This is a genomic window from Bradyrhizobium sp. 482_C4_N1_8 (genome assembly GCF_052075965.1).
Taxonomy (GTDB): Bacteria; Pseudomonadota; Alphaproteobacteria; order Rhizobiales; family Xanthobacteraceae; genus Bradyrhizobium; species Bradyrhizobium barranii.
In genome coordinates, this window is sequence record NZ_CP197231.1 from 7,998,934 (window position 1) to 8,025,047 (window position 26,114).

Sequence of the window (26,114 nt, forward strand, 5' to 3'; positions counted from 1 at the left end):
CGTTCCGAAAGCGCCTCAGTACAGCGTGCGGATCGGCTGTTGGGCAGCGCCATAGGGCACCCAACGGCAGGAGAACGAGATGTAGCCGCCCTCAAAGGCCTGCACCGCGAGGAATTTCACGACCTTGCCGTAGCGCGCGCAGTGATCGACCGCGACCTGCCGCGCATCCGCCTGGGTCGCCAGCGAATAAGCGATGATGCCGCCGGTGTCGTTGCCCTTGAACGGAGGCACCGGAAGGAGATCGGCGCGTGCCGACTGGCTGGCCATCATACCCAGGGCAAGAAAGCCCGCGGCCGCAATGATTCGCATTCCCGTCACTCCAATTGGTTGGCGCCAGTTTACGGTGCCGGGAGGTCCATGAAAAGAACTGATGCCCCGCCGGCTGCGAGGTTGGGGTCAACTCTTGGCCAAGTGTTGCCGCGCTGCACTTGACCTGCCCCGGCCTTCGCGGCACCGTCCATCCTTCGCAAGACCCAGCTGTCCGGATTGCCCATGCGCGCCCTCCCCCTGAAATCGCTCCGCTTTGCCACCTTGCTTGGCCTCATGTTCGGAGCGCTGTCGCTCGGTGAGGCCAGGGCCGCCAATCCGCTGGAGCTGAACTTCTGGCTGAACGGGCCGCGCTATGACGGCGCCGTCGTCGATTGCGAGAGGGCGCTGCCGACCATCGCCACCCAGTTCTGGGAGAAGGAAAGCTCGTTCTGGAATTCCTCGTTGAAGATCACCGGCTTCGCCGCCGTTCACGAGATCGCGTTCCGGCCCTGGCAGTCCGACAACATTCCGCGCCGCTATTGCACCGGCGACGCCATGCTCAATGACGGCAAGGTGCGCAAGGTGCATTTCTCGATCATCGAGGATGGCGGCTTCTCCGGCTACGGCAATGGTGTGGAATGGTGCGTGGTCGGGCTTGACCGCAACTGGGCCTACAATCCGTCCTGCCGCGCCGCCAGGCCCTGAGCCTCGATCGAAAGGCCTGAATCGGACTGATCAGGCGCCTGACGGGCCGGCCCGAATTTTGTTCTTGAAATGTTCTTGTTGCCTGCTAGGCTGATTGCACAGTCTAGTTGAGGGGCGTCGCCATGTTTCATTTTAGATTGCGTTCGTTCACCCGTCTCGTGATCTCACTGACCCTCCCCCTGGTTCTGGCCGCCGGGCTGGTCGCGCTGCCGGGCGGCGCGAAGGCCCAGGACAAACGGCAGAACGCGCCCGGCGAATTCGACTTCTATGTGCTGTCGCTGTCATGGTCGCCCTCGTTCTGCGAGGAGGCGTCCGAGCGCAACCGCGGCGGCGGCGGCGGTGGTCGCTCGCAGATGCAGTGCAGCGGGCGGCCCTACGCGTTCGTGGTGCACGGGCTGTGGCCGCAATATGAGAATGGCTTCCCTGAATATTGCCAGCGGCCGTCGCCACGCCTGAACCGCAACATCGTCTCTTCGATGCTCGATTTGATGCCGGCGCCGGGGCTGATCTTCAACGAGTGGGACAAGCACGGCACCTGCTCCGGGCTCGACAGCCGCAATTATTTCGAGACGATCCGAAAGGCGCGCGCCGCGATCAAGATCCCGGCGGAATATCTCGAACTGTCGCAGGCCAAGACCGTGGCGCCGGGCGAGGTGGAGGAAGCCTTCATCAAGGCCAATGCGGGCCTGAGCAACGCGGCCATCTCGGTCACCTGCAATCGGACCCGGCTCTCCGAGGTCCGCATCTGCCTCAGCAAGGACCTGCAATTCCGGGCCTGCGAGGAGATCGAGCGCCGCGCCTGCCGCCGCGACCAGGTGACGATGCCGCCGATCAGAGGTGGCTAGTCCAAGTGTTTGTGCCCCGGACGCAGCGCCGGTTCGGCGGTGCGCTGCAGATTCGGGGCCCATGCCGGCACAGGCGCGCATCCCGCTTTGCTCAAGCCGTGACGTAGCGTAGTCCTGTCTCATGAACTACCGTCACGCCTTCCACGCCGGAAACTTCGCCGATGTCATCAAGCACATCGTGCTCGCGCGCATCATTACTTACCTCCAGGACAAGCCGGGGGCATTCCGTGTCATCGACACCCATGCCGGCGCTGGCCTCTACGATCTCGAAAGCGACGAGGCGCGCCGTAGCGGCGAATGGCTGACCGGCATCGCGCGGCTGATGCAGGCGCGCCTGTCGAACGACGCCGTGGCGCTGGCCAAGCCCTATCTCGACATCGTTCGCGCCTACAATCCGAAGGGCGAGCTCAAGGCCTATCCGGGTTCGCCGCTGATCACGCGCGGCCTGCTGCGGCCGCAGGACCGCCTCGTTGCCTGCGAGCTCGAGCCGAAGGCGCGCAAGGCGCTGATCGGTGTGCTGCGCCGCGACGAACAGGCGCGCGTGGTCGATCTCGACGGCTGGGTCGCGCTGCCGGCCTTCGTGCCACCGAAGGAACGGCGCGGGCTCGTGCTGATCGACCCGCCGTTCGAGGCGAAAGACGAGTTCGAAAAGCTCGGCGACGCCTTCGCGGCGGCTTTCACCAAATGGCCGACCGGTATCTATGTAATCTGGTATCCGGCCAAGAGCCGGCGCGCCACCGACACGCTGGTGCAATCAGTGGCGCGGCTCGCAGCCGCAGCAAAACCGCCAGGAAAATGTCTGCGTCTCGAATTCAGTGTCGCGCCGCAGCTTGATGGCGCCGCCCTCACCTCCGCCGGATTGTTGATCGTCAATCCGCCGTACACGCTGCATGGCGAGCTCAAGACGATCCTGCCCGAGCTGGAGATACCGCTCGGACAGGGCGGAGCTGCCAGATTCCGATTAGAGGTGCCGAGACCGTAACACCCCGGCATTCTTGGGAAAAAGATGCAGGAGCGGTAGTCAATCTGCAGAGAACCGTATTATGCTGTTTCCGTGACTGGCTTTACGTTCCGCTTCCGCGAATGGTTGCGGCGGAGTGAAGGCCTAAGAAAGATCCGATCGGACCGAAAGAAAGGTCCGCCCAAGGATGGCCAGCTCCCGGGCTTCGTAAGGCCCGGTCATGTCGTGACGTGAGTCTGCGTCGCGACGGAGGAGCAATGAGGGGGAGTTTCCCGATGGCCATGACGGGAACGGTCAAGTTTTTTAACGGCGAGCGCGGCTACGGTTTCATCAAGCCCGACGACGGCGGGCGCGACGTCTTCGTGCACATTACTGCTGTGGAGCGGGCGGGACTGAAAGATCTCGCCGAAGGACAGCGCATTACTTTTGAAGTCGAGCCGGACAAGAAGGGGAAGGGACCAAAGGCAGTCAATTTGGTCATCGTCTCCTAGAGCGTTTTCGAGCGAACACCTGGCGAAAAAAATCCCGGCCGCGAGCGGCCGGGAGGCTGTTGTCCGGTATTTTCTTCTTCAACTATCAGAAGTGATAGTTCACGCCTGCGCGCACAACGCTGGCGCTATAGCCGTTTGACACGCCGGTAATTGCGAACTGGCTCGTCGACAGATCGATGTAGAGATATTCGAGCTTGGCGCTCCAGTTCGGCGCGAAGCCGACTTCCGCGCCGGCACCGATGGTCCAGCCTGCGGTGGTGTGCGACTCCGTCCAGCCGAATGTCTGCGCGCGCAGTTCGCCGAAGGCGAGGCCGGCGGTGCCGTAGAACAGCACGTTGCTGAAGGCATAGCCCGCACGGCCGCGCAGCGTGCCGAACCAGGGGTTGGAGAACTTCCACGGCGCGAAGGTGTCATCAGCGCCCGCGGCCTGGATATCGCCCTCGACGCCGAACACCCATGGACCGTTCTGGAAATTGTAGCCGGCCTGTACACCGCCGACGAAACCGGAGGGCTTGACGGGCGAGTTACTCACCGAGCCCCACTCATAGCCGAGATTGGCACCGAGATACGGACCGGCCCAACTATAGGCATTGAGCGGCTGATTGACGGTGTAGGGCGCACCCTGCCCGTAATTGAGATCGGCGGCCTCTGCCGAAGCTGTCCAGCCGGCTGCAACCAACACGGCTGCGCCTACAACGAACCCCCTCATCGGTACTCTCCAACGCAACGGCCGCCCCCCGCGATGCCTGCGCCGCCGCGCAAGGCAAAATCGCATGGTTACGGAACCTCCTCTTTTTCGCGTAAGATTTATCGAGAGTTTTAAGTTAAAGGCCTGTTAAGCCGGGTTACCACGCTCTTAACAGGCTTAAGCAAGTGTTACCCGGAACCGCGCCGCCATCCTGTGTGTGCCGCAAGGCTGGAACTTCAAATCGGCACCCCCAGCGCTTAAATTCGCATCATGGCTCACGATTCCACCGACAATCCGGACGACGCACGCGCGCGCAAATCTCCGCGCGGCACGACGGCCGACGCCCCGCCGGAGAGCCTGGCGCCGCCGGACCTCGATCCCGCCACCACCGCTGGCGAGGACGAGGACGACGCGCTGCTGCCTGACATCCTGGAGGAGAGCGGCGCGGTCGGCGAAGAGCCGCTGGCGACCGGCCATGAAGCGATCGAGCGCGCGGTCCGCCTCGCGCCCACCTCGCCGGGCGTCTATCGCATGCTCAGCGCCAATGCCGACGTGCTCTATGTCGGCAAGGCCAAGAACGTCAAAAAGCGCCTGTCGAACTATGCGCGCCAGAGCGCGCCGCAACCGGCGCGCATCCTGCGCATGATCGCAGCCACGGTGACCGTGGAGATCGTCTCGACCAACACCGAGACCGAAGCGCTGCTGCTGGAAGCCAATCTCATCAAGCAGCTCCGGCCGCGCTTCAACGTGCAGCTGCGCGACGACAAGTCGTTTCCCTACATCCTGATCACCGGCGACCATTGGGCGCCGCAGATCCTCAAGCATCGTGGTGCGCAGTCGCGGCCCGGCCGCTATTTCGGCCCGTTCGCTTCCGCCGGTGCGGTCAACCGCACCATCACCGCCTTGCAGCGCGCGTTCCTGATCCGCTCCTGCACCGATTCCTTCTTCGAGAGCCGCTCGCGGCCCTGCCTGCTCTACCAGATCCGTCGCTGCGCCGGCCCCTGTACCCGCGAGATCGATTTCCCCGGCTATACGACGCTGGTGCGCGAGGCGACAGACTTCCTCTCCGGCAAGAGCCAAGCGGTGAAGCAGGAGCTTGCCGGCGAGATGGAGAAGGCCTCCGGCGAGCTCGAATTCGAGACCGCGGCACTCTACCGCGACCGCCTCGCCGCGCTGTCGGCGATCCAGTCGCAGCAGGGCATCAATCCGCGCACGGTGGAAGAAGCCGACGTGTTCGCCATCCACCAGGAGGGCGGCTTCTCCTGCGTCGAAGTGTTCTTCTTCCGCACCGGACAGAACTGGGGCAACCGCGCCTATTTCCCGCGCGCAGAGAAGACCTATACGCCGGAGGAAGTGCTGGGGTCCTTCCTCGCCCAGTTCTACGACGACAAGCCGCCGCCGAAGAACATCCTGCTCTCGCACGAGATCGAGGAAAGCGAGCTGCTCGCCAATGCGCTGTCGATCAAGGCCGGCCACAAGATCGAGGTCACGGCGCCCAAGCGCGGCGAGAAGAAGGAGCTGGTCGCCCACGCGCTGACCAATGCGCGCGAGGCGTTGGGCCGCAAGCTCGCGGACACCGCGACACAGAGCCGCCTGCTCGACGCCATGGCCACGACGCTGAGCCTGCCGCATTCGCCCAAGCGCATCGAGGTCTACGACAACAGCCACATCCAGGGCACCAATGCGGTCGGCGCCATGATCGTCGCCGGGCCCGATGGTTTCGTGAAGAACCAGTACCGCAAGTTCAACATCAAGTCGGAAGGGCTCACGCCGGGCGACGATTATGGCATGATGAAAGAGGTGCTGGAGCGCCGCTTCAAGCGCCTGATCAATCCGCCCGAGGACGCCGCCGGCAAGGCCAAGGACGACGACTTCCCGCAATGGCCCGACCTCGTGATCATCGACGGCGGTCGCGGCCAGCTCAACGCCGTCCGGGAGATCTTTACGAATCTCGGCCTGACCCAGGTGTCGCTGATGTCGGTCGCCAAGGGACCGGACCGGGATGCCGGCCGCGAAACCCTGTTCATGCCGGAGCGCGAGGCGATCAAGCTGGAGCCGCGCGATCCCGTGCTTTATTTCATCCAGCGCCTGCGCGACGAGGCCCACCGCTTCGTCATCGGCTCGCACCGCAAGCTGCGCAAGAAGGACATCCGCGAGGCCGGTTTGCAGGAGATTCCGGGCATCGGCCCGTCACGCAAACGTGCCTTGCTGCACCATTTCGGAACCCTGAAGGAGATCGAGCGGGCCTCGATCGCCGATCTCGGCAAGGTTCCGGGGGTGAGCGCCGAGAGCGCCCGCAGGATTTTCGACTATTTCCATCCCCAGCCGGGGTGAACTAAGGGGGCCGCGGTCATATGGTCGTCGCATGCTGCACCTCATTTGGGGAGCGGGACGGTTGACCTTCAGGCACGAGCGGTATTGGTAGGACGGATGAACATCGCCACGACACGAGGGACGACCAGCCGCGCGATGTCCCTCCCGAACATCCTGACCTATGGCCGGATCGCCGCGATCCCGGTCGTGGTCGGGTGCATCTATGCACAGTCGATTCTGGATCAGCCGCTGTGGCTGCGGTGGGTCGCGGTCGCCATCTTTATCGCGGCGGCAGTGACCGATTACCTCGACGGCTATTACGCGCGGATCTGGAATCAGCAATCGGCGTTCGGCCGGATGCTCGATCCGATCGCCGACAAGCTGCTGGTGGCCTCCTGCCTGCTGATGCTCGCCGCCGACGGCATCATCCATGGCTGGTCGCTATGGGCCGCCATCGTGATCCTGTGCCGCGAGATCCTGGTCTCGGGCCTGCGCGAATATCTCGCGGCGTTGCGGGTGAGCGTTCCCGTGACAAAGCTTGCGAAGTGGAAGACGACCGTTCAGCTCATCGCCATCGGCTTCCTGCTCGCTGGCCCGGCCGGCGATGAGGTGGTGCCCGTGGTCTCGATGATCGGGCTGGCGCTGCTCTGGGCCTCGGCGATCCTCACCATATACACGGGCTACGACTATTTCCGCGCCGGCATCCATCACCTCATCAAGGAGGATGAGGCATGAAGGTGAAGTACTTCGCCTGGGTGCGCGAGCGCGTCGGCAAGGCCGAGGAGACCATCGAGCCGCCGGCGACCGTGCGCACCGTCGAGGAGCTGATCGCCTGGCTGTCCGGCCGGAGCGAGGCCTATGCCTACGCCTTCGAGAAGCCGAAGGTGATCCGCACCGCGATCGATCATGCCCATGTCAAATCGGACGCCGCGATCGCGGGCGCCCGCGAGATCGCGTTTTTCCCGCCGATGACCGGCGGCTAGGCCATGACCTCCCCCGCCGGCCCCTGCCCCGTCACCATCCGCATCCAGCAGGACGATTTCGACATCGCGCGCGAGATCGCGATCCTGACCGGGAGCCGCACCGACATCGGCGCGGTCGTAAGCTTTTCCGGCATCTGCCGCGGCGACGAGAACAGCGCGAAGATCGCCGCCCTCACGCTCGAACATTATCCCGGCATGGCGGAAGAAGAGATCAAGCGCCATGCCGACGAAGCTACATCGCGCTGGCCGCTGAACGGCGTCACCATCATTCATCGCGTCGGGCGGTTCATGCCCGGGCAGAATATCGTGCTGGTGCTCACGGCGTCGCAGCACCGCCAGGCGGCGTTCCAGGCGGCCGAGTTCCTGATGGATTATCTCAAGACCAGCGCCCCGTTCTGGAAGAAGGAAGAGAGCGCCACCGGTACCGGCTGGGTCGAAGCCCACGCCCGTGACGACGAGGCCGCCGCACGCTGGACCCGATCCTGATGGCACAAGCATCCAAGAAGACCACGCGCGGCCGCGCCGCGCCAAAGCTCGCGAAGGTCGGCCGCGGCGAGTTGCTCACGCTGATCGATTTCGTGCGCTACGCCGTGAGCCGCTTCACCGAGGCGAAGCTCGCCTTTGCCCATGGCACGACCGATCCGGTCGCGGAAGCAGCCTTCCTGGTCTGCGAAGCCCTGCATCTGCATCCCGACCAGTTCGAGATCTTTGCCCATGCCTGCGTCACGTCGGCGGAAGGCAAGACCATCGTCGACCTCATCCATCAGCGCGTCACCACGCGCAAACCGACCGCCTATCTCGTCAACAAGATCTACATGCGCGGCCTGCCCTTCTATGTCGACGAGCGCGTCATCGTTCCGCGCTCCTTCATCGGCGAGCTGCTGGAGTCGCATTTCGGCGGCGACGGCGAGGCGGGCTCGCTGATCGACGACCCCACGGCCGTCGAACGTGTGCTCGATCTCTGCACGGGCTCGGGATGTCTCGCCATCCTTGCCGCGCATCATTTCCCGAATGCCACCGTTGATGCCGTCGACATCTCCAAGGGCGCGCTCGAAGTCGCCACACGAAATGTCGGCGAATTCGGGCTCGATGACCGGATCAGCCTGCATCGCGGCGACCTGTTCGCCCCGCTCGGCGACAACAGATACGACCTGATCATCACCAACCCGCCCTACGTCGATGCCGAAGGCATGGCGGCGCTGCCGCCGGAGTGCCGCGCCGAGCCGAAGCTCGCCTTTGACGGCGGCGCCGACGGTCTCGACGTGGTGCGCCGGATCTTGCGCGATGCGCCCGATCACCTGACGCCGGATGGCGGCTTGATCTGCGAGATCGGCCGCGGCCGCGAACTGGTCGACGAGGCCTTTCCGGAACTGCCGCTGCTCTGGCTCGACACCGAGGAATCCGAGGGCGAGGTGTTCTGGATCGCGGCCGCCGATCTCGGCTGATCCGTCCCGGCACCCGCGCTCCGCGCGGAACAAGTCAAATTCCGCCACGTTCATCCCCCGACGATTTTTTCGTTCTCGGAGGATGTCCGCATGCTCGCGCCATCGGGCGAACTGCTGCGCGCCGGCATGGCGCTCAAGATCAATCACCTCAAGCGCGCCGCGCGATCGTACTTGCGCGACCGCACCAATCAGGCCACGGGCCGCGCGACGTCCTATGCGGTCGCGGCAGGACTGTTCGCAATGGCCGGGCTGTTCCTGATCGCCACCCTCTTTGTCGGCCTGATCGCCCTTTATCGTTGGGTCGCAATCACCCACGGACAATTCTGGGGCTTCGGTGCCGTCGCGGCCGTGCTCCTGGTGCTGGCCGTATCCTGCGCCGGCCTGGCTCAGGCCCAAATGAAGCGTCGGGACAAGCCGATCGTGCCGCTTGCCAGCCGTATGCGCGTTGCGATCGCCACCCCGCGGATCCCGCGCGGAACGGTCAAGCAGGCGGTGAAAGAGGTCGCAACGACGATTCCGCTGGTGTCGCCCGCACCGGGCGAACGTGGCCGTGGCGGCAACGCCGTGTCGGCTCGGACCAACCGGCCCGTGCAGCTAGGTCTGATGCTCGCAGCCGTCGGGCTGCTGGGCTTCACGGCCGCACGGCGGCGGCGACACGGCCACAGATTGGACGCTTGAAATGCGCGCGCGGCGCACCGAGCACCTCGACAGTTGGTTGCTGGTCGCCGCCACGGCCGTCTTCGTGCTGTCCGCGGAACGCTACTTTCAGGAGTCCGGCCCCATCCGGCCGGGGCCTCCGCAAGACCATCGCAATAATGAAGCAAACTCGCCGGAAACGAGCCCGGCCGGCGCGGCGATGCAGCTTGGCCACGGCCGGCACGCGAAAAGCCCTTTCGCGATCCCGTGGGCGGGCTGGAAAGACATCTTCTGGCGCACCTATCAGCGCATCGACGACGATCGCCTGCTCGCGACTGCGGGCGGCGTCGTCTTCTTCGGGCTGCTCGCGATCTTTCCCGCCGTGACCGCGCTGGTCTCATCCTACGGCCTGTTCGCGGATCCCTCGACGATCAGTTCCAACCTGCATTCGCTCGCGATGCTGCTGCCCGAGGGCGCGTTCCAGATCGTCGAGGACCAGGTCGCGCGCGTGGTGTCCAACGGCAATACCGCCCTGGGCGTCACCTTCCTGTTTGGCCTCTTGCTCGCGATCTGGAGCGCCAATGCGGGCGTCAAAGCCATCTTCGATGCCCTCAACGTCGCCTATGAGGAGCGCGAAAAGCGCAGCTTCGTCCGGCTGAACACGGTGTCGTTGGCTTTCACCGTCGGCAGCATCGCGGCGCTGCTGCTGATGGTGGGCACCGTGGTCGCCTTCCCGCTCGCGCTCAACCATCTCGGCATCGCGCCGGAAAGCAGGCTGATCGTCGCTCTCGCGCGATGGCCGGTGCTGTTCGTCATCCTGCTGGCGGCGCTTGCCGTCCTCTACCGCTTCGCACCGAGCCGCGACGCGCCGCGCTGGCAATGGCTGAGCCTCGGCGCGGTGACGGCCGCCATCCTCTGGATCGCCGGCTCGGCGCTCCTGTCCTGGTATCTCTCGGAATTCGCCAATTACAACGCGACCTACGGCTCGCTCGGCGCGGCGATCGGCTTGATGATGTGGATGTGGATGTCGGCGATCGTCATCATGTTCGGGGCCGAGCTGAACTCGGAGATCGAGCGGCAGACCCTTCGGGATACGACCACCGGACCGCCCAAGCCGCTCGGCACCCGCGAGGCCGTCTCGGCCGACACGGTCGGCGCCGCCGCGCCATCCTGATTGCCGGCGGTCAGGCCGGGGCTCGGCCTGACCGGATCACGACCGCAATTCAGCGCTTGCTGATCACGACCTCCAGATACTCGCTATGCACCACCACCGTACCGTCGTCGGCACGGTTGAATTCGCCGAGCAGCGCCATGAGATCGCGCCGCAGCGCGGCCTGGCCGGTCTCCTCCAGCGCCACGAACGCTTTCAGCATCGGCCCGTAATAGGATTTGAAAACCTCGAGCCAGTGCTCCGGAGAGCGATAGCGGAAGGCGAACATGCGCGGCTCGGCGGCGATCTCGGAGGCTTGGCTGCCGAACATCTCCTCAAGCCGTGCCGGCGTGCCCCACAAGGCCGGCGACTTCACGCCCGCCGGCGGCGGCAAATGCCTGCCGATGGTCTTGAAGAGCTGACCGATGAAGCCCTGGGGCGTCCAGTTGGCGAGGCCGATCTTGCCGCCGGACTTGCAGACCCGCGCGAGCTCGGACGCCGCCTTGTCCTGATCCGGCGTGAACATGACACCGAAGGTCGAGAGCACGACGTCGTAGCTGGCATCCGCAAACGGCAGCGCTTCGGCATCCGCTTCACGGAATTCGACCATCAAATGCTCCGCCGCGGCCCGTTCGCGTCCCCGCTTGAGCAACGCTGGAACATAGTCGGTCGATGTGACGTCGCACCAGCGCCGCGCGGCGGCCAGCGTCGCATTGCCGTTGCCGGCGGCGACATCAAGCACCTTGCTGCCGGCACGCAAGTCGAGCGCCTCGCAGAGCTGCTCGCCGACGATCTGCAAGGTGGTGCCGACAATGGCATAGTCGCCGGACGACCAGGCGCTGTGCTGGCGCTGCTTGACGGCGGCGAGATCTGGTTGGGCGAGGGCCGGCTTGAGCGCGGCGGACGTCGACATGGCAATTCTCCTGCGGTTGAAGACGCCGGGACGATAGGGCGCATGCGGCTCGCTGGCCTTGAGAGTGGCGTTATTTTACGCTGAGAACACCTTGATTTCCCGCTGGAGCCGAGGGCGGCGTGACATTTCATTTCGAGGATTTCGTGCTCGACCCCGCACGCCGCGAATTGCGGTGGGCAGAGACGCTCGTCGGGCTCGAGCCCCAGGTGTTCGATCTCCTGCTTTATCTGGTCCGCAACCGCGAGCGCGTGGTGACGCGGGACAACATGCTCGACGCGATCTGGAATGGCCGCGTCGTCTCGGAATCGACGCTGACCAGTCGGATCAACGCGGCGCGGCGCGCGGTCAATGACAATGGAGAAGATCAGCGGCTGATCCGCACAGTCGCGCGCAAGGGCGTGCGGTTCGTCGGCGCAGTGACCGAACGCTCCGCCGCAGCCTCATCGTCGGCGCCGGGCAAGCCGCCCGACCCAACACCGACGGAATTGCCGCTGCCCGATCGTCCCGCAATTGCCGTCCTGCCCTTCACCAACATGAGCGGCGAGGCCGAGCAGGATTATTTCTCCGACGGCATCAGCGAGGACATCATCACCGCGCTGTCGAAGCTGCGCTGGTTCTTCGTGATCGCGCGCAACTCCTCCTTCATCTACAAGGGCCGCACGGTTCACCTGCGGCAGGTCGCCGAGGAGCTCGGCGTGCGCTATGTCGTCGAGGGCAGCGTCCGCAAGGAGGGCGATCGCGTCCGCATCACCGCGCAGCTCAACGATGTCGCCACCGGCAGCCATCTCTGGGCCGAACGCTACGACCGCGAGCTCGCCGACGTCTTCGCCGTACAGGACGAGATCACCGAACGCATCGTCGCCGCGATCGAGCCGCAGCTCTATGCCGCGGAGAATTTTCGCGCCGAGCGCAAGCCGCCCGACAGCCTGGACGCCTGGGACCTTCTGATGCGCGCCCTCTCCCATTACTGGCGCGTAACGCGGCAGGACCACGTCGCGGCGCGAGCCCTGCTCGAAAAGGCCATCGCGCTCGACCCGAACTACGGCAAGGCACTCGGGCTGCTCGGCACCAGCTACATGTTCACGGCGCATATGGGCTGGATGGAGATGGCCGCCGCGCTGCCGGTGGCCGAGCGCGCGGCGCGGGCCGCGATCCGCGCCGACGACCAGGATGCCTGGGCGCATAATGCGCTCGGCCATGTCGATCTGTTCGCACGCCGGTTCGAGGATTCGCTTGCCGAATTCGAGACCGCGCTACGGCTCAATCCGAACTTTGCGCTGGCGCAGGGCTATTATGGCCTGACGCTCAGCTATTGCGGCCGCTGGCGGGATGCCGACGACGCCGCGCGGCGGGCGATCCGCCTCAGCCCGCGCGACCCCTATGCACCCGTCTATTTCGGCATCGCCGCCTTTGCCCGCTTCCTCGGCAGGGACTATGCGGAAGCGATCCGGCTCGCGCAGGAGGCCCTGCGCCAGCGCAGTGACTTCGTCGGCGGGCACCGGGTGCTGACCGCGGCCGCGGCGATGGCCGGGCAAACCGAGACCGCCCGCGCGGCGCTGAAGGAACTCCAGCGTGCCCAGCCCAACGTCTCGCTCGCCTGGATCGCCGAGTTCATGCCGATCAAGCTCGCCGCCGACCGCGAGCACTACCTCGAAGCCTTTCGCCGGGCCGGCCTGACCTAGACTGTCTGGGCATGATCTCCGCGACAAACGCGTTCCGCGTTTGTCGCGGGGGAAAACCGTTGCACACTTTCCGGATCATGCTCCGGCGCCGCGAACAGGCCGCTATCCCCTCGAATCAACAATGATGTTAAGGTCGCCCTGCTTGGGGGAGCATGAGGCGTGACGGGTTCGCACACTGACCCGTGTTTTCCCGGATGAGGCAGTCAGCTCTTTGAGGCGTAACGCGCGGCATGATTCGCATTTCGACGATCTTCATCGCCATCTGCATGGTTCTGGTCGCGGCCTCGCTCGGGCTTGTCCTCTACTCGGTCGCCGGCATCAGCGGAACCGAATCCGCCATCGTGGCGCTGACCGCGCTGACCTTCCTGATCCTCTACAACGCGGTCTCGATGCGGCTGCGCGATCGCAGTGACGTCGGCGGCCAGATCGCCGACCTCTCGCGCGGCACCGCCGACCTCGCCCGCCAGGTCGCCGAGTTCGGCCGCCGGCTCGCGGCGATGGAGGGGCGCATCGCCTCGGCCAATTCGACCAACTCCGACCGCATCCAGTCAGTGGTCGGCGAGATCAACGAGCTCGGTGGGCTGGTCAGGCAGCTCGCCACCACCGTGTCAGCCCATGAAGACCTGTTGGCCGGGGCCGCGCCGACCCCCGCCCCCGCTCCGGTCGCCCGGCCAGAGCCGGAGGCGCCTCTCGACCTGATTGCGGCCTTCGAGGAGCGGCCGGCCGCCCCTCCGCCGCTGCCCGCACCGCCGCCGCGGCCAACACCGGCGATCCAGACCCACACCGCCGTTCCGGTTCAGACGGCCAATGGCCGCAACCCGACCCAGTTACTGGCGACACTGCGCAACGCCATCGACGAGAACCGCATCGACATCTTCCTCCAGCCGATGGTGACGCTGCCGCAGCGCAAGGTGCGGTTCTACGAAGCCGTGACGCGCCTGCGCGACGAGCGCGACCAGCTGATCGCCGCCGAGGAATTCATCAGCATCGCCGAAGCCTCGGGTCTGATCGGACGCATCGACAACATGGTGATGCTGCGCTGTGTGCAGGTGCTGCGGCGCCTGATGGTGCGCAACAAGGATGTCGGCGTGTTCTGCAACGTCGCGGCCTCCACGCTCGGCAATTCCACCACCTTCGCGCAGTGCCTCGACTTCCTCGAAGCCAACCGGGCGCTGGCGCCCTCGCTGGTGCTGGAGTTCAAGCAGTCGACCTTCCGCAATCTCGGCCCGGCCGAGACCGAGAACCTCGCGGCGCTCGCCCAGCGCGGTTTCCGCTTCTCGATCGACCATGTCACTGACCTCAGGATCGAGCCGCGCGAGCTCGCCGATCGCGGCGTGCGCTTCATCAAGGTGCCGGCGTCCCTCCTGCTCGACCCCAGGCAGGCCTCGACCTCGGACATCCACCCTTCCGACCTCTCCGACCTGCTCGGCCGCTTCGGCATCGACCTGATCGCCGAACGGATCGAGGGCGAGCGCGCAGTGGTCGATTTGCTCGACTTTGACGTGCGGTTCGGTCAGGGGTTCCTGTTCGCGCCACCCCGGCCATTGCGGCCTGAAGGGGCATCTGCTACCGGCGGGGCCTCGCCGAACCCGGCGCAGGAAATTCAGGGATCCAATGGCTCCGCTTCTCCCAGCCCAGGCGCCACGTCTTCAGCGCCTCCAGCCCAGCGTATCACCGGCAACGCGGCGCTCGCGCGCCGGATCTGATCGGCCGCACGCATCATGACCACGCTGCATTTCGCCGAAAGCCTGCGCGAGCTCGTGGGCGGCGTTGACGTTGTGCTCAGCGACATCTGGGGCGTGGTTCACAACGGCCTGGAATCCTTCCCCGAGGCCTGCGAGGCGCTGCACACCTATCGCAGCCGCGGCGGTACGGTGATCCTGATCACCAATGCCCCGCGCCCGGCCGACTCTGTCCAACGGCAATTGCGCAAGCTCGGCGTCGCGGACGAGACCTATGACGCGATCGTCTCGTCGGGCGACCTGACGCGGCTCTATGTCGCCGAGCATCCCGGCCGCAAGATGTTCTGGCTCGGACCCGAGCGCGACAACTCGATCTATCGCGGCCTCGATGCGACGACCGCGCCGCTGGAAGAAGCCGACTACATCGTCTGCACCGGCCTCTATGACGACGAGACCGAGACGGCGGAAGACTATCGCGGCATGATGCTGAAGGCGCGCGAGCGCAAGCTGACGCTGGTCTGCGCCAATCCCGATATCGTGGTGGAGCGCGGCGACCGGCTGATCTATTGCGCCGGCGCGATCGCGGAACTCTATCGCGAACTCGGCGGCGAGGTGATCTTCTACGGCAAGCCGCATCGCCCGATCTACGAGCGCGCGATGATGCTCGCCGGCGAACGCCAGGGTCACATGATCGACCGGAAAAAGGTGCTGGCGATCGGCGATTCCGTCCGCACGGACCTCACCGGCGCGCGCGAATTCGGCATCGACTGCCTGTTCGTCACCCGCGGCATCCATGCCGAGGAGTTCGAGGGCCTCGACCAGCTCGACCCGAATTCGGTGATGGAGTTGTTCGGCCACCCGCCGAAGGCGCTGATGCGCGAATTGAAGTGGTGACGGTTGCGGCTTGAACCGACGCCGGCTTAGACGAATTGCTAAGCCCCGGTCGTCGTCATGGCCGGGCATAGCCAGCCGAAGGACGGCGGCGCTCGCGCGCACCTACGCCCCGGCCATCCACGCTTTTGGCACCCGCAAACGCGGATGCCCGGGACAAGCCCGGGCACGACGTTCCAAATGGAAGATAATTGTCCGGCGAAGAGCGCGCTTACGCGCTCGCCATGTCCGGGAAGACCGCTTCGATCTTGGTCTTCAGCGTCGCCGCGTTGAACGGCTTGACGATGTAGTTGTTCACGCCGGCCTTCTTGGCCGCGATCACGTTCTCGGTCTTCGATTCCGCGGTGATCATGATGAAAGGCGTGGTGGCGAGGTTCGGATCCGCGCGCACTTCGCGCAGCAGGTCGTAACCCGTCATCGGCTCCATGTTCCAATCGGAAATCACGAGCCCGTACTTCTTGCCACGCATCTTGTTCAGCGCCGCCGAACCGTCGCTTGCATCATCGATATTCTCGAAGCCAAGCTGCTTCAGGAGATTCCTGATGATACGGATCATGGTGCTGTAGTCATCAACCACCAGAACCGACATCGACAAATCAACCGCCATCTCGACTCCCCCAACGCAAACCCAGGAAATATTACGATCGGACCCGCCGGGGCCGGAGCCCCGCTGTTCCACAATTCAAGGACTAGCACCAAGGCGTTAAACAGCGCGTTAACTGGGGGCGCCTCCGAAGGACTGAAATCACGTTCAATGCGGCCGCTCTCCCTGCCGCTTGACTTCGTCCGGCCGGTCAAGCCACGGTCCGCAGGTCCTGCCGCTTCGAGAATTCCCCTGATGGTCCCGCATTTTACCGTTATCCGCGACACAACGCCGGATTCCGCGATTTTGAGGGGCGCCGTGGTCGCCATGGGCAATTTCGACGGCGTTCATCTCGGCCATCGCGCGGTGATCGCAGCCGCGCTGGAAATGGGCCGGGCGCATGGCCGCCCTGCGCTGGCATTGACCTTCGAGCCGCATCCGCGCCGGTTTTTCAGCCCGAACACCCCGCAATTCCGCCTGACGGACGAGCCGGCCAAGCTGCGGCTTTTGGCCGGCACCGGGCTCGCCGGCGCCGTGGTCATGACCTTCGACAAGGCCAGGGCCGGGACCAGCGCGCAAGACTTCATTCACCATGACCTGATCGGGCGCCTCGGCGTCAGCGGCATCGCGGTCGGCTACGACTTTCATTTCGGCAAGGGTCGCGTCGGCTCGCCGAGCCTCCTGGTGAACGAGGCGCCCCGGCTCGGCATCGAGGTCGACGTGCAGGCCCATGTCGACATCGACGAGCGGCCGGTCTCCTCCAGCGCCATCCGGATCGCGCTCGCCGAGGGCCTCATTGACGAGGCCACCACCATGCTGGGCGCGCCCTGGTTCATCACCGGCGAGGTGATCCACGGCGAGAAGCGCGGCCGCGACCTCGGCTATCCCACCGCCAACATCCGCCTCGATGCCAATTGTGGCCTCAAGCACGGCATCTATGCGGTGCGGGTCAGCCGCGGCGCCGAGCGGCTGGACGGGGTGGCAAGCTTCGGCCGCCGTCCGACCTTTGATAATGGTGCGCCGCTGCTGGAAATCTTCCTGTTCGACTTCAAGGGCGACCTCTACGGACAAGCGCTCGACTGCGCCTTCGTCGGCTTCATCCGCGAGGAGCTGAAATTCGACAGCCTGGAGGCCCTGATCCGCCAGATGGACGACGATTCCGCCCGCGCCCGCGCCGTGCTGGCCGCCGCCCCGGACGCGTTTCCGCGGCTTGGCGTGATCGATTGAGGCCCAAATCCGGCCCGCCGTACCTTTTGCGCTTCTACCTTTTGCGCTTCCCTTGGCCCCCTGCTATGGAGAGCCCATGTTTGCGCGGTGCATCATAGGGATTAGCGGCCCGGCTTCCGCCTGAGCCTGAAGGCTCGGCGCAAGACCGGGATTTCGTCGTTTCACCCCGCGATTCCAGTCGCTATCCGTTTCCGCGCCCTTCCGAGCCAGTCAGCCCCATGTCCGAAAAGCCGCAAAAGTCCGACGCCAAAGACTATTCCAAGACCCTTTATTTGCCGCAGACGGATTTCCCGATGCGCGCCGGCCTGCCGCAGCGCGAGCCGGAACTGCTGAAGTATTGGAACGACATCGGCCTCTACGACAAGCTGCGCCGGGAAGCCCAGGGCCGCGCCAAATTCGTGCTGCATGACGGCCCGCCCTACGCCAACGGCAACATCCATATCGGGCACGCGCTGAACAAGATCCTCAAGGACGTCGTGACCAAGAGCCAGCAGATGCTCGGCTTCGACTCCAATTACGTGCCGGGCTGGGACTGCCACGGCCTGCCGATCGAATGGAAGATCGAGGAGGAGAACTACCGCAAGAAGGGCAAGCAGAAGCCCGATTTCCGCGACTCCGCCGCGATGGTGGCGTTCCGCAAGGAATGCCGCGCCTATGCGACGCACTGGATCAACGTGCAGCGCGAGGAGTTCAAGCGGCTCGGCATCATCGGCGACTGGGATCATCCCTATCAGACGATGAGCTATCCGGCCGAAGCGCAGATCGCCCGCGAGCTGATGAAGTTCGCGGCCAACGGCACGCTGTATCGCGGCTCCAAGCCGGTGATGTGGAGCGTGGTCGAGAAGACCGCGCTTGCGGAAGCCGAGGTCGAGTACGAGGACTACACCTCCGACATGGTGTGGGTGAAGTTTCCCGTCACGTCACCGGCGCATGGCGCACTCGCCAGTGCCTCGGTCGTGATCTGGACCACCACGCCCTGGACGCTGCCCGGCAACCGCGCGATCTCGTTCTCGCCGAAAATCGCCTACGGCCTTTATAAGGTGACGGATGCGCCCGCCGACAACTGGGCCAAGACTGGCGATCTCCTGATCCTGGCCGATGCGCTCGCCGCAGAAGTGTTCAAGCAGGCGCGCGTCACGTCTTACGAGAAGGTGCGCGACATTCCCGGCGACACGCTGGATGCCGTGGAATGCGCCCATCCCCTGCGCGGGTTCGGTGGCGGTTACGAGTTCATCGTGCCGCTGCTCGCCGGCGAGCATGTCACCGACGACACCGGTACCGGCTTCGTGCACACCGCGCCGAGCCACGGCCGCGAGGACTTCGACGTCTGGACGGCCAACACCCGCGAGCTCGATGCGCGCGGCATCCCGACCGCGATCCCCTACACCGTCGACGAGAACGGCGCCTACACCGCGCAGGCCCCCGGCTTCACCGGCAAGCGCGTGCTCAACGACAAGGGCGAGAAGGGCGATGCCAACGAGGCCGTGATCAAGGCGCTGATCGAAGGCGGCAAGCTGCTCGCGCGCGGCCGCCTCAAGCACCAATATCCCCATTCGTGGCGCTCGAAGAAGCCGGTGATCTTCCGCAACACGCCGCAATGGTTCATCGCGATGGACAAGGACATCAACGATGACGGCCATGCGAAGAAGGGCGACACGCTGCGCGCCCGCGCGCTGCACGCGATCTCGGTCACGCAATGGGTGCCGCCGTCGGGCGAGAACCGCATCAACGGCATGATCGCCAACCGTCCGGACTGGGTGATCTCGCGCCAGCGCGCCTGGGGCGTGCCGATCGCCGTGTTCGTGCGCGAGAAGAGCGACGGCTCGGCAGAGATCCTGCAGGACGAGATCGTCAACCAGCGCATCGCCGAAGCCTTCATGGAGGAAGGCGCCGACGCCTGGTACATGGACGGCGCCCGCGAGCGCTTCCTCGGGTCCCGCGCGAGCGAGGACTGGAAGAAGGTCGACGACATCTGCGACGTCTGGTTCGATTCGGGCTCCACGCACGCCTTCGTGCTCGAGGATCGCCAGAACTTCCCGCAGCTCGGCAACATCGTCCGCAAGATCGACGGCGGCAACGACACCGTGATGTATCTGGAAGGCAGCGACCAGCATCGCGGCTGGTTTCATTCCTCGCTGCTGGAAAGCGCGGGCACGCGGGGCCGCGCGCCCTACGACATCGTGCTCACCCACGGCTTCACGCTCGACGAGAACGGCCGCAAGATGTCGAAGTCGCTCGGCAACACCGTCGAGCCGCAGAAGGTGATCAAGGATTCGGGCGCGGACATCCTGCGCCTGTGGGTCTGCGCCACCGACTATGCCGACGACCAGCGCATCGGCCCGGAGATCCTGAAGAACACCATCGAGACCTATCGCAAGCTGCGTAACTCGATCCGCTGGATGCTCGGTACGCTGCATCACTTCAAGGCGAGCGAGAAGGTCGCCTATGCCGAGATGCCCGAGCTCGAGCGGCTGATGCTGCACGAACTGGCCGGCCATGCCGAAACCGTTCGCAAGGCCTATGCCGCCTTCGACTACAAGACCGTCGTCGCGAGCCTCGCGGCCTTCATGAACTCCGAGCTTTCGGCGTTCTACTTCGATATCCGCAAGGACACGCTCTATTGCGACCCGCCGTCCTCGCCGGCGCGCAAGGCCGCGCTCACCACGATCGACCTGTTGTGCGATGCGCTCCTGAAGTGGCTTGCGCCGATCCTGAGCTTCACGACCGATGAAGCCTGGCGCATGTTCCGGCCGAACGCGGAGCCTTCGGTCCATCTGACCCTGTTTCCCGAAGGCATCGAGACGCTCCGCGACGACAAGCTCGCCGCGAAATGGGAGACGATCCGCAACGTCCGCCGCGTCGTCACCGGCGCGCTGGAGCTTGAGCGCGCCGCCAAGAACATCGGCTCGTCGCTCGAGGCCTCACCAGTGATCTATGTCGCCGACCGCGACATGCTGGCGACGCTGTTCGACACCGATCTCGCCGAGGTCTGCATCACCTCGAACTACGAGGTGCGTGAGGGCGAAGCGCCTGCGGGCGCGTTCCGTCTCGATGCGGTGCCCGGCGTCGCGGTCGTCGTCGAGAAGGCGGTCGGCACCAAATGCGCCCGCTCCTGGAAGATCTCGCCCCTGGTCGGTGAAGACCCTGAATACCCCGACGTCAGCCCGCGCGACGCCCAGGCGCTGCGCGAATGGAAGGCGCTGGGGGTGGGGGTCTGATCCCCGGCCATGACCCCGCTTCGCGCCGGCATCCTCGCGGCCGTGGTCACGCTGGTGGCCGACCAGGCCTCAAAGCTTTGGCTCCTGAACGTGTTCGACCTCGCCCGCCGCGGCGTAGTGAAGGTGACGCCGTTCTTCGACCTGGTGCTGGCCTGGAACATCGGCATCAGCTTCGGCTGGCTCCAGAACGACGGCCAGTCGGCGCAGATCGCGCTGATGGCGGTCAAGGTCGTCGCCGTGGTCGCCCTGGCGATCTGGATGGCCCGCTCGCACACCCTGCTCGCCACGGTCGCACTCGGGCTGATCATCGGCGGCGCGATCGGCAACGGCATCGACCGCTTCGCCTACGGCGCGGTGGTCGATTTCGCCCTGTTCCACATCGAGCTCGGCGGAAATACCTATAATTGGTATGTGTTTAACCTCGCGGACGTGGCCATCGTTGTCGGGGTGGCGGCGCTATTGTATGATTCCTTCCTGGGGGTACCCGCCGCAAAAGCGCCCTGATCCCGGCCGATACGGACCGGCAGGTGGAACCCTGCTTTTTGCGAGGATTGGCCGCGTGCGAGCGGCAAAGTGCAGCAATCTGCCACAATATGGAACAGGTACAGTGATGCGCAGCTCCGAGACCAGCGGTTCGATGGTTCGAGACCCCAAGGCAGGGTTCTGGCGGGCGTTGAAATTGTCCGCTGTCGCGCTCGGCATCGGCCTCGTCATGACGGCAGGCCCGGTCCGTGCCGGTGACGACGACGATGATGATGACGGGATGACCTTCGAAGAGAAGATCATCGACAATCTGATGTCCGGCATCGGCGCCAAGAGCATGGAAAAGCCCGGCATCGAATACCGCGAGCGCTCGCCGCTCGTCGTGCCGCCCAAGCTCGACCTGCCGCCTCCGGCAACCCAGGCCAAGAATGCTCCGAACTGGCCGAAGGACCCCGAAGAGAAGCGCCGCAAGGAAGCCATCGCAGCGCGCAAGAAGGCGACCAAGGCGACGGAGAACTGGCAGGCGGCCCAACCGCTGACGCCCGCCGAGATGAAGGCCGGCGAGGTCGCCGCAGCCCCCCGTACAAGCAATGACCCGATCCAGCCGGGCACCAACGGCAACCCGTCGCTCAGCCCCACCGAGCTCGGTTACGCCGGTGGTCTCTGGAACATGATGAAGGGCGGCAACAGCTCCGAAGAGAAGAAATTCACCAGCGAGCCGCCGCGCTCGTCGCTGGTCGAGCCGCCGCCGGGCTACCAGACGCCGTCCCCGAACTACGCCTATGGCGCCGGGCCGGACAAGTCGCGCCGGACCTATTTCGACATCATGTCGGGCAAGGAAAAGGAATAATAGCGCTCCTGCCCCACCGCGACATCCTGACAGGCGCATCCTGGCACCGGCGGCTTACGCACGCCGGACGCAGTCTGCATATTGCTTATCAGTAACTTGCCAGCGCGTTGAGTTCTCTGCTTCGTGACGCGAAGCCTCAGCCGCACGGTGTAGCATGCAGTGCCTCCGAGCCGGACATCCGGGTTCGGCCTTTTCATAAGGATTATGATGTCCTCTTACCGATCGGCCGCCTGCCTCCTTGCCGCGCTGCTTTCGACGAGTGTCCTCTCAGCCAGCGCCGCCCTCGCCCAGACCACGGTGACATCGGCCCCGCCCGCCAGCTTCACGCTCGCCAACGGCATGCAGGTCGTGGTGATCCCGGACCACCGCACGCCCGTGGTCACGGAGATGATCTGGTACAAGGTCGGCTCGGCCGACGAGACGCCGGGCAAGTCCGGGCTCGCGCACTTCCTCGAACATCTGATGTTCAAGGGCACCTCGAAGCATCCGGTCGGCGAATTCTCCCAGACCGTGCTCCGCGTCGGCGGCAACGAGAACGCCTCGACCTCGGTCGACTACACCAACTACTACCAGCGCGTGCCGAAAGAGCAGCTGCCGACCATGATGGAGTTCGAGGCCGATCGCATGACCGGCCTGATCCTTAAGGACGAGAACGTGCTGCCCGAGCGCGACGTCGTGCTCGAAGAGTACAACATGCGGGTCGCCAACAATCCGGACGCGCGGCTCAACGAGCAGATCATGGCCGCGCTCTATCTCAATCATCCCTACGGCCGGCCGGTGATCGGCTGGCACCAGGAGATCGAGAAGCTCGACCGCGAGGATGCGCTCGCCTTCTACCGCCGCTTCTACGCGCCGAACAACGCGATCCTCGTGATCGCCGGCGACGTGGAAGCCGCCGACATCCGCCCGCTGGTCGAGCGGAATTTCGGCTCCATTCCGGCCCAGCCCGCGATCCCGGAGCGGCGCATCCGTCCGCAGGAGCCGGAGCCGGCGGCGCCGCGCACGGTCACGCTGGCCGACCCGCGCGTCGAGCAGCCGAGCCTGCGCCGCTACTATCTCGTACCGTCGGCGACGACCGCCGCCGCAGGTGAAAGCGCCGCCCTCGACGTGCTGGCGCAGCTGATGGGCAGCGGCAGCAATTCCTATCTCTACCGCGCGCTCGTGGTCGACAAGCCGCTCGCGGTGTCCGCCAGCGCCAGCTATTCGAGCATCTCGCTCGACCCGACCCAGTTCGCGATCTCGGCCTCGCCGAAACCGGGCGTCAGCTTTGCCGATGTCGAGCAAGTGGTCGACGGCGTCATCGCCGACATCGCACAGAACCCGATCCGCGCCGAGGACCTCGAGCGGGTCAAGACCCAGCTCATTGCGGAAGCGATCTACGCCCAGGACAACCAGGCGGTGCTGGCGCGCTGGTATGGCGGCGCGCTGACCACGGGCCTCTCGATCGAGGACATCAGGAGCTGGCCCGACCGCATTCGCGCGGTCACCGCCGAGCAGGTTCGCACTGTCGCGCAGAAATGGCTCGAGAAGAAGCGATCGGTGACGGGCTATCTGATCAAGGACACCAGTGCCGCCAAGCGCGAGGAGAAGCGTTCGTGACCTATCCCTTCCTTCGACGCGTTGCATTCTCGCTTGCCACCGGCGCGGCACTCGCGCTGGCTACGGTGTCGCCGTCACAGGCGGCTGCAAAAATCCAGCACCTGACTTCGCCGGGCGGCATCGAAGCCTGGTTCGTACAGGATGCGACGGTGCCGCTGATCGCCATGGAATATTCCTTTGCCGGCGGCTCGGCGCAGGATCCCAAGGACAAGTCCGGCGTCGCCAATCTGGTCGGCGACCTTCTCGACGAAGGCTCCGGCGATCTCGACTCCAAGACCTTCCATGAGCGGCTCGACCGCCGCGCCATCGAGCTCTCCTTCAGCGCCACCCGCGATACGTTCCGCGGCAGCCTGCGGATGCTGCGCGACAACAAGGACGAGGCCTTCGACCTGCTCAGGAGCGCGCTGACCTCGCCGCATTTCGACACCGCCGACGTCGAGCGCATCCGCTCACAGGTGATCTCGGGCCTGCGCCGCGAGACCACCAATCCGTCGTCGCTGGCGAGCCGCAAATTCCTGGAGGTCGCGTTCGGCGACCATCCCTATGGCCGGCAGACCAATGGCACGCTGGACAGCGTGCCGACCATCACGGTCGCCGACATGAAGGATTATGTCGGCCGCGTGATTGCGAAGGACGGGCTGAAGATCGCGGTGGTCGGCGACGTCGATCCGGCCACCCTCGGCAAGCTGCTCGACCACACTTTTGGTAGCCTGCCCGCAAAAGCCAATCTCACGCCGGTCGCCGACGTCGAGGCGGCAAAACCGCCGCAGCGCGCCTTCGTGCCGCTCGACGTGCCGCAGACCGTCATCACCTTCGGCGGCCCCGGCGTGAAGCGCAGCGATCCGAACTTCATGGCCGCCTATGTCGTCAACCACATCCTGGGCGGCGGCGGATTGTCCTCCCGGCTCTATCGCGAGGTACGCGAGAAGCGCGGGCTGGCTTATTCCGTGTTCGAATCGCTGCTCTGGATGGAGCATTCGGCGGTCTTCATCGGCAACACCGGCACCCGCGCCGACCGGGCCGGCGACACCATCGACGCCATCGACAAGGAAGTGCGCCGCATCGCCGAGGAGGGCCCGACGCAGAAGGAGCTCGACGAAGCCAAGTCCTACCTCAAGGGCTCGCAGATGCTGGCGCTGGATACCTCCTCGAAGCTCGCGCAGGCGCTGCTGCAATACCAGCAGGACAAGCTGCCGATCGACTATATCGAGAAGCGCAACGCCATCGTCGATGCGGTGACACTGGACGACGCCAAGGCCGCCGCCAAGCGCCTCTGGGGCCAGGGCCTCCTGACCGTCGTCGTCGGCCGCGCCCCACAGGCGGCCGCGGCACCGGCGACGAAGTCGAACTGACGTCCCCTGACGTTTCCTGAAATGGCCGGGCTCGCCCGGCCATTTGCGTTTCCAGGATGCGCCATTGCCGAACGTGGACGTCCGCGATATGTCCGGACATCACGAATGGTGCCAGCATGCTGCGGATATCCCGCGATCTCGTCATCGACGAGGACGATATCGAGATCGGCTTCGTCCGCGCCTCCGGCCCGGGCGGGCAGAACGTCAACAAGGTCTCGACCTCGGCCCAGCTGCGCTTCGACACGCGCAAGCTGACCTTGCCGGAGGATGCGGTGATCCGGCTCGCCCGCATCGCCGGCCAGCGCATGACCAAGGACGGCGTGATCGTGATCCACGCCCAGCGCTTCCGCACCCAGGAGCGTAACCGTCAGGACGCCATCGACCGGCTCACCGAGATCCTGACCGAAGCGATGATACGGCCAAAGCCGCGCCGCGCGACACGGCCGACCTTTGGCTCCAAGCAGCGCCGGCTCGACGGCAAGAAGCGCCGCAGCGACATCAAGGCAGGGCGCGGCGGCGGCCGCTTCGACGACTAGCAAAGCAGACCCAGTCAAAAAAACTCCGGCCGCGGGGCGACCGGAGTCTGCTTGCTTCACCCGGCGGGACTAGTAACGCTTGGCCGGGGCTGCACCGCCCGTCGCGGAATCGTCGGCGGTTCCCTTATGCGCAGCGCTACCGGTGGTGCCGACCGTGCCCCTGGTGCCTTTGGTCGACTTCATGCCCGTCTTCTCGCCCGCCGCGCCCGGCTGAGCATTCATCTCCTCATCCCCGCTGCCCATTGTGCTGCCCTGCATCGATTTGCCTTGCACGGCGCCGCCCGTCTTGGCGGGTGGCGCGCCTTGCGCGAGAACCGGCGTCGCAATGAGAGCCGACAGAGCGCATGCGATCATCGAGGTCTTCACCAACTTCATCCATTTCTCCTGGATTTTTCCGCGACGAATGGCTCGGCTGCATCCTGCGCCGCTCACCTGCACCGGGTCATTGCATCGCGTAGAGAGTTCAAGCGGCGCGGTCGTCATGCAATGCGCATGGTGTGGTGATCGTTTAGGGATTTGACGGCGGTTTCGCGGAATTGTGCTCCGCATATAAGGCATTGCGGAACACACGCGGCCACCAGTGTCTCCGCGCGCATCGAAACAGCCCGCTACTACCACCGCATCTTTGACGC

26 protein-coding genes are annotated in these 26,114 nt (G+C 65.2%); 21 read left to right on the forward strand and 5 right to left on the reverse strand.

Features of this window, described 5'->3' with window-relative positions:
* Nucleotides 1–15: 15 nt before the first annotated feature.
* Nucleotides 16–309: a hypothetical protein gene (locus tag AB7Z56_RS37935; protein ID WP_063985576.1), complete on the reverse strand. Its 294-nt coding sequence runs from the start codon at nt 307–309 to the stop codon at nt 16–18.
* 183 nt (nt 310–492) lie between these two features.
* On the opposite strand from AB7Z56_RS37935, the gene AB7Z56_RS37940 reads away from it, so the two are divergent.
* The 4 genes from AB7Z56_RS37940 (at nt 493) to AB7Z56_RS37955 (ending at nt 3,251) form a co-directional block, all read left to right on the forward strand.
* Nucleotides 493–954: a hypothetical protein gene (locus tag AB7Z56_RS37940; protein WP_063985577.1), complete on the forward strand. Its 462-nt coding sequence runs from the start codon at nt 493–495 to the stop codon at nt 952–954.
* Between the two features lie 122 nt (nt 955–1,076).
* Nucleotides 1,077–1,799, forward strand: a complete 723-nt coding sequence (locus tag AB7Z56_RS37945) for a ribonuclease T2 family protein (RefSeq protein ID WP_063985578.1) — start codon at nt 1,077–1,079, stop codon at nt 1,797–1,799.
* Between the two features lie 121 nt (nt 1,800–1,920).
* A complete protein-coding gene (locus tag AB7Z56_RS37950; RefSeq protein ID WP_063985579.1) occupies nt 1,921–2,781 on the forward strand; it encodes a 23S rRNA (adenine(2030)-N(6))-methyltransferase RlmJ in 861 nt (286 codons plus the stop codon).
* 254 nt (nt 2,782–3,035) lie between these two features.
* Nucleotides 3,036–3,251 carry a cold-shock protein gene (locus AB7Z56_RS37955; RefSeq protein WP_063986700.1) on the forward strand — a complete coding sequence of 72 codons (216 nt, stop codon included), beginning with the start codon at nt 3,036–3,038 and terminating at the stop codon, nt 3,249–3,251.
* 85 nt (nt 3,252–3,336) lie between these two features.
* On the opposite strand, the gene AB7Z56_RS37960 is transcribed toward AB7Z56_RS37955, so the two are convergent.
* Complete coding sequence (locus AB7Z56_RS37960) at nt 3,337–3,960, reverse strand: outer membrane protein (RefSeq protein WP_014491976.1); 624 nt, start codon at nt 3,958–3,960, stop codon at nt 3,337–3,339.
* A gap of 249 nt (nt 3,961–4,209) precedes the next feature.
* On the opposite strand from AB7Z56_RS37960, the gene uvrC reads away from it, so the two are divergent.
* The 7 genes from uvrC to AB7Z56_RS37995 all read left to right on the forward strand — a co-directional run bounded on the left by uvrC (nt 4,210) and on the right by AB7Z56_RS37995 (nt 10,490).
* Nucleotides 4,210–6,273 carry an excinuclease ABC subunit UvrC gene (uvrC, locus tag AB7Z56_RS37965; protein WP_085403343.1) on the forward strand — a complete coding sequence of 688 codons (2,064 nt, stop codon included), beginning with the start codon at nt 4,210–4,212 and terminating at the stop codon, nt 6,271–6,273.
* Nucleotides 6,274–6,369: 96 nt separating this feature from the next.
* Entirely contained in the window at nt 6,370–6,987 is a 618-nt protein-coding gene (pgsA, locus tag AB7Z56_RS37970; RefSeq protein ID WP_014491974.1) for a CDP-diacylglycerol--glycerol-3-phosphate 3-phosphatidyltransferase, read from the forward strand.
* A complete protein-coding gene (gene moaD, locus AB7Z56_RS37975) occupies nt 6,984–7,235 on the forward strand; it encodes a molybdopterin converting factor subunit 1 (RefSeq protein ID WP_015688556.1) in 252 nt (83 codons plus the stop codon). Before pgsA ends, moaD begins: the two co-directional genes overlap by 4 nt.
* Nucleotides 7,236–7,238: 3 nt before the next feature.
* Complete coding sequence (locus AB7Z56_RS37980) at nt 7,239–7,721, forward strand: molybdenum cofactor biosynthesis protein MoaE (RefSeq protein WP_063985580.1); 483 nt, start codon at nt 7,239–7,241, stop codon at nt 7,719–7,721.
* Nucleotides 7,721–8,680 (forward strand): 50S ribosomal protein L3 N(5)-glutamine methyltransferase, encoded by a 960-nt coding sequence (gene prmB, locus AB7Z56_RS37985; RefSeq protein WP_063985581.1) that lies wholly within the window; start codon nt 7,721–7,723, stop codon nt 8,678–8,680. Before AB7Z56_RS37980 ends, prmB begins: the two co-directional genes overlap by 1 nt.
* Nucleotides 8,681–8,770: 90 nt before the next feature.
* Nucleotides 8,771–9,358 carry a phage holin family protein gene (locus AB7Z56_RS37990; protein ID WP_063985582.1) on the forward strand — a complete coding sequence of 196 codons (588 nt, stop codon included), beginning with the start codon at nt 8,771–8,773 and terminating at the stop codon, nt 9,356–9,358.
* A 1-nt stretch (nt 9,359) separates the two neighbouring features.
* Complete coding sequence (locus AB7Z56_RS37995; protein WP_231143638.1) at nt 9,360–10,490, forward strand: YihY/virulence factor BrkB family protein; 1,131 nt, start codon at nt 9,360–9,362, stop codon at nt 10,488–10,490.
* A 49-nt stretch (nt 10,491–10,539) separates the two neighbouring features.
* Here AB7Z56_RS37995 and AB7Z56_RS38000 read toward each other — a convergent pair whose 3' ends face one another.
* Nucleotides 10,540–11,379 (reverse strand): class I SAM-dependent methyltransferase, encoded by an 840-nt coding sequence (locus tag AB7Z56_RS38000; protein ID WP_063985583.1) that lies wholly within the window; start codon nt 11,377–11,379, stop codon nt 10,540–10,542.
* 119 nt (nt 11,380–11,498) lie between these two features.
* On the opposite strand from AB7Z56_RS38000, the gene AB7Z56_RS38005 reads away from it, so the two are divergent.
* The 3 genes from AB7Z56_RS38005 (at nt 11,499) to AB7Z56_RS38015 (ending at nt 15,637) form a co-directional block, all read left to right on the forward strand.
* Nucleotides 11,499–13,061, forward strand: coding sequence for a winged helix-turn-helix domain-containing protein (locus AB7Z56_RS38005; protein WP_063985584.1), 1,563 nt, complete (start codon nt 11,499–11,501; stop codon nt 13,059–13,061).
* A 230-nt stretch (nt 13,062–13,291) separates the two neighbouring features.
* Entirely contained in the window at nt 13,292–14,767 is a 1,476-nt protein-coding gene (locus AB7Z56_RS38010; RefSeq protein WP_063985585.1) for an EAL domain-containing protein, read from the forward strand.
* A 15-nt stretch (nt 14,768–14,782) separates the two neighbouring features.
* On the forward strand, nt 14,783–15,637 hold the full coding sequence (locus AB7Z56_RS38015; RefSeq protein ID WP_063985586.1) for a TIGR01459 family HAD-type hydrolase: 855 nt from the start codon (nt 14,783–14,785) through the stop codon (nt 15,635–15,637).
* Between the two features lie 208 nt (nt 15,638–15,845).
* On the opposite strand, the gene AB7Z56_RS38020 is transcribed toward AB7Z56_RS38015, so the two are convergent.
* Nucleotides 15,846–16,241, reverse strand: coding sequence for a response regulator (locus tag AB7Z56_RS38020; protein WP_007596883.1), 396 nt, complete (start codon nt 16,239–16,241; stop codon nt 15,846–15,848).
* Nucleotides 16,242–16,472: 231 nt separating this feature from the next.
* Here AB7Z56_RS38020 and AB7Z56_RS38025 point away from each other — a divergent pair, with 231 nt between their 5' ends.
* The 7 genes from AB7Z56_RS38025 to arfB all read left to right on the forward strand — a co-directional run bounded on the left by AB7Z56_RS38025 (nt 16,473) and on the right by arfB (nt 25,482).
* Nucleotides 16,473–17,444 carry a bifunctional riboflavin kinase/FAD synthetase gene (locus AB7Z56_RS38025; RefSeq protein ID WP_063985587.1) on the forward strand — a complete coding sequence of 324 codons (972 nt, stop codon included), beginning with the start codon at nt 16,473–16,475 and terminating at the stop codon, nt 17,442–17,444.
* A gap of 218 nt (nt 17,445–17,662) precedes the next feature.
* Nucleotides 17,663–20,662: an isoleucine--tRNA ligase gene (gene ileS / locus AB7Z56_RS38030; RefSeq protein ID WP_063985588.1), complete on the forward strand. Its 3,000-nt coding sequence runs from the start codon at nt 17,663–17,665 to the stop codon at nt 20,660–20,662.
* A gap of 9 nt (nt 20,663–20,671) precedes the next feature.
* Entirely contained in the window at nt 20,672–21,166 is a 495-nt protein-coding gene (lspA, locus tag AB7Z56_RS38035) for a signal peptidase II (RefSeq protein WP_063985589.1), read from the forward strand.
* A 106-nt stretch (nt 21,167–21,272) separates the two neighbouring features.
* Nucleotides 21,273–21,995 (forward strand): hypothetical protein, encoded by a 723-nt coding sequence (locus tag AB7Z56_RS38040; RefSeq protein ID WP_063985590.1) that lies wholly within the window; start codon nt 21,273–21,275, stop codon nt 21,993–21,995.
* Nucleotides 21,996–22,199: 204 nt separating this feature from the next.
* Entirely contained in the window at nt 22,200–23,594 is a 1,395-nt protein-coding gene (locus AB7Z56_RS38045) for a M16 family metallopeptidase (RefSeq protein WP_371496566.1), read from the forward strand.
* Nucleotides 23,591–24,946, forward strand: coding sequence for a M16 family metallopeptidase (locus AB7Z56_RS38050; RefSeq protein ID WP_063985591.1), 1,356 nt, complete (start codon nt 23,591–23,593; stop codon nt 24,944–24,946). The genes AB7Z56_RS38045 and AB7Z56_RS38050 overlap by 4 nt, the downstream gene beginning before the upstream one ends.
* 116 nt (nt 24,947–25,062) lie before the next feature.
* Nucleotides 25,063–25,482 (forward strand): alternative ribosome rescue aminoacyl-tRNA hydrolase ArfB, encoded by a 420-nt coding sequence (gene arfB, locus AB7Z56_RS38055; RefSeq protein ID WP_063985592.1) that lies wholly within the window; start codon nt 25,063–25,065, stop codon nt 25,480–25,482.
* A gap of 69 nt (nt 25,483–25,551) precedes the next feature.
* Here the strand turns inward: arfB and AB7Z56_RS38060 are convergent, their stop codons facing one another.
* Nucleotides 25,552–25,965: a hypothetical protein gene (locus tag AB7Z56_RS38060; protein WP_245328492.1), complete on the reverse strand. Its 414-nt coding sequence runs from the start codon at nt 25,963–25,965 to the stop codon at nt 25,552–25,554.
* Nucleotides 25,966–26,114: the final 149 nt, after the last annotated feature.

Bases quoted from the DNA above. Each gene is read 5' to 3' on its own strand.
- AB7Z56_RS37945 (WP_063985578.1), top strand. From the start codon at position 1,077: ATGTTTCATTTTAGATTGCGTTCGTTCACCCGTCTCGTGATCTCACTG.
- AB7Z56_RS38000 (WP_063985583.1), bottom strand. From the start codon at position 11,379: ATGTCGACGTCCGCCGCGCTCAAGCCGGCCCTCGCCCAACCAGATCTC.
- AB7Z56_RS37950 (WP_063985579.1), top strand. From the start codon at position 1,921: ATGAACTACCGTCACGCCTTCCACGCCGGAAACTTCGCCGATGTCATC.
- AB7Z56_RS38010 (WP_063985585.1), top strand. From the start codon at position 13,292: ATGATTCGCATTTCGACGATCTTCATCGCCATCTGCATGGTTCTGGTC.
- AB7Z56_RS38045 (WP_371496566.1), top strand. From the start codon at position 22,200: ATGATGTCCTCTTACCGATCGGCCGCCTGCCTCCTTGCCGCGCTGCTT.
- ileS (WP_063985588.1), top strand. From the start codon at position 17,663: ATGTCCGAAAAGCCGCAAAAGTCCGACGCCAAAGACTATTCCAAGACC.
- AB7Z56_RS38060 (WP_245328492.1), bottom strand. From the start codon at position 25,965: ATGACGACCGCGCCGCTTGAACTCTCTACGCGATGCAATGACCCGGTG.
- AB7Z56_RS38020 (WP_007596883.1), bottom strand. From the start codon at position 16,241: ATGGCGGTTGATTTGTCGATGTCGGTTCTGGTGGTTGATGACTACAGC.
- AB7Z56_RS38015 (WP_063985586.1), top strand. From the start codon at position 14,783: ATGACCACGCTGCATTTCGCCGAAAGCCTGCGCGAGCTCGTGGGCGGC.
- moaD (WP_015688556.1), top strand. From the start codon at position 6,984: ATGAAGGTGAAGTACTTCGCCTGGGTGCGCGAGCGCGTCGGCAAGGCC.
- prmB (WP_063985581.1), top strand. From the start codon at position 7,721: ATGGCACAAGCATCCAAGAAGACCACGCGCGGCCGCGCCGCGCCAAAG.
- AB7Z56_RS37940 (WP_063985577.1), top strand. From the start codon at position 493: ATGCGCGCCCTCCCCCTGAAATCGCTCCGCTTTGCCACCTTGCTTGGC.
- arfB (WP_063985592.1), top strand. From the start codon at position 25,063: ATGCTGCGGATATCCCGCGATCTCGTCATCGACGAGGACGATATCGAG.
- AB7Z56_RS37995 (WP_231143638.1), top strand. From the start codon at position 9,360: ATGCGCGCGCGGCGCACCGAGCACCTCGACAGTTGGTTGCTGGTCGCC.
- pgsA (WP_014491974.1), top strand. From the start codon at position 6,370: ATGAACATCGCCACGACACGAGGGACGACCAGCCGCGCGATGTCCCTC.
- AB7Z56_RS37980 (WP_063985580.1), top strand. From the start codon at position 7,239: ATGACCTCCCCCGCCGGCCCCTGCCCCGTCACCATCCGCATCCAGCAG.
- uvrC (WP_085403343.1), top strand. From the start codon at position 4,210: ATGGCTCACGATTCCACCGACAATCCGGACGACGCACGCGCGCGCAAA.
- AB7Z56_RS37955 (WP_063986700.1), top strand. From the start codon at position 3,036: ATGGCCATGACGGGAACGGTCAAGTTTTTTAACGGCGAGCGCGGCTAC.
- AB7Z56_RS38025 (WP_063985587.1), top strand. From the start codon at position 16,473: ATGGTCCCGCATTTTACCGTTATCCGCGACACAACGCCGGATTCCGCG.
- AB7Z56_RS37990 (WP_063985582.1), top strand. From the start codon at position 8,771: ATGCTCGCGCCATCGGGCGAACTGCTGCGCGCCGGCATGGCGCTCAAG.
- AB7Z56_RS38040 (WP_063985590.1), top strand. From the start codon at position 21,273: ATGCGCAGCTCCGAGACCAGCGGTTCGATGGTTCGAGACCCCAAGGCA.
- AB7Z56_RS37935 (WP_063985576.1), bottom strand. From the start codon at position 309: ATGCGAATCATTGCGGCCGCGGGCTTTCTTGCCCTGGGTATGATGGCC.
- AB7Z56_RS37960 (WP_014491976.1), bottom strand. From the start codon at position 3,960: ATGAGGGGGTTCGTTGTAGGCGCAGCCGTGTTGGTTGCAGCCGGCTGG.
- lspA (WP_063985589.1), top strand. From the start codon at position 20,672: ATGACCCCGCTTCGCGCCGGCATCCTCGCGGCCGTGGTCACGCTGGTG.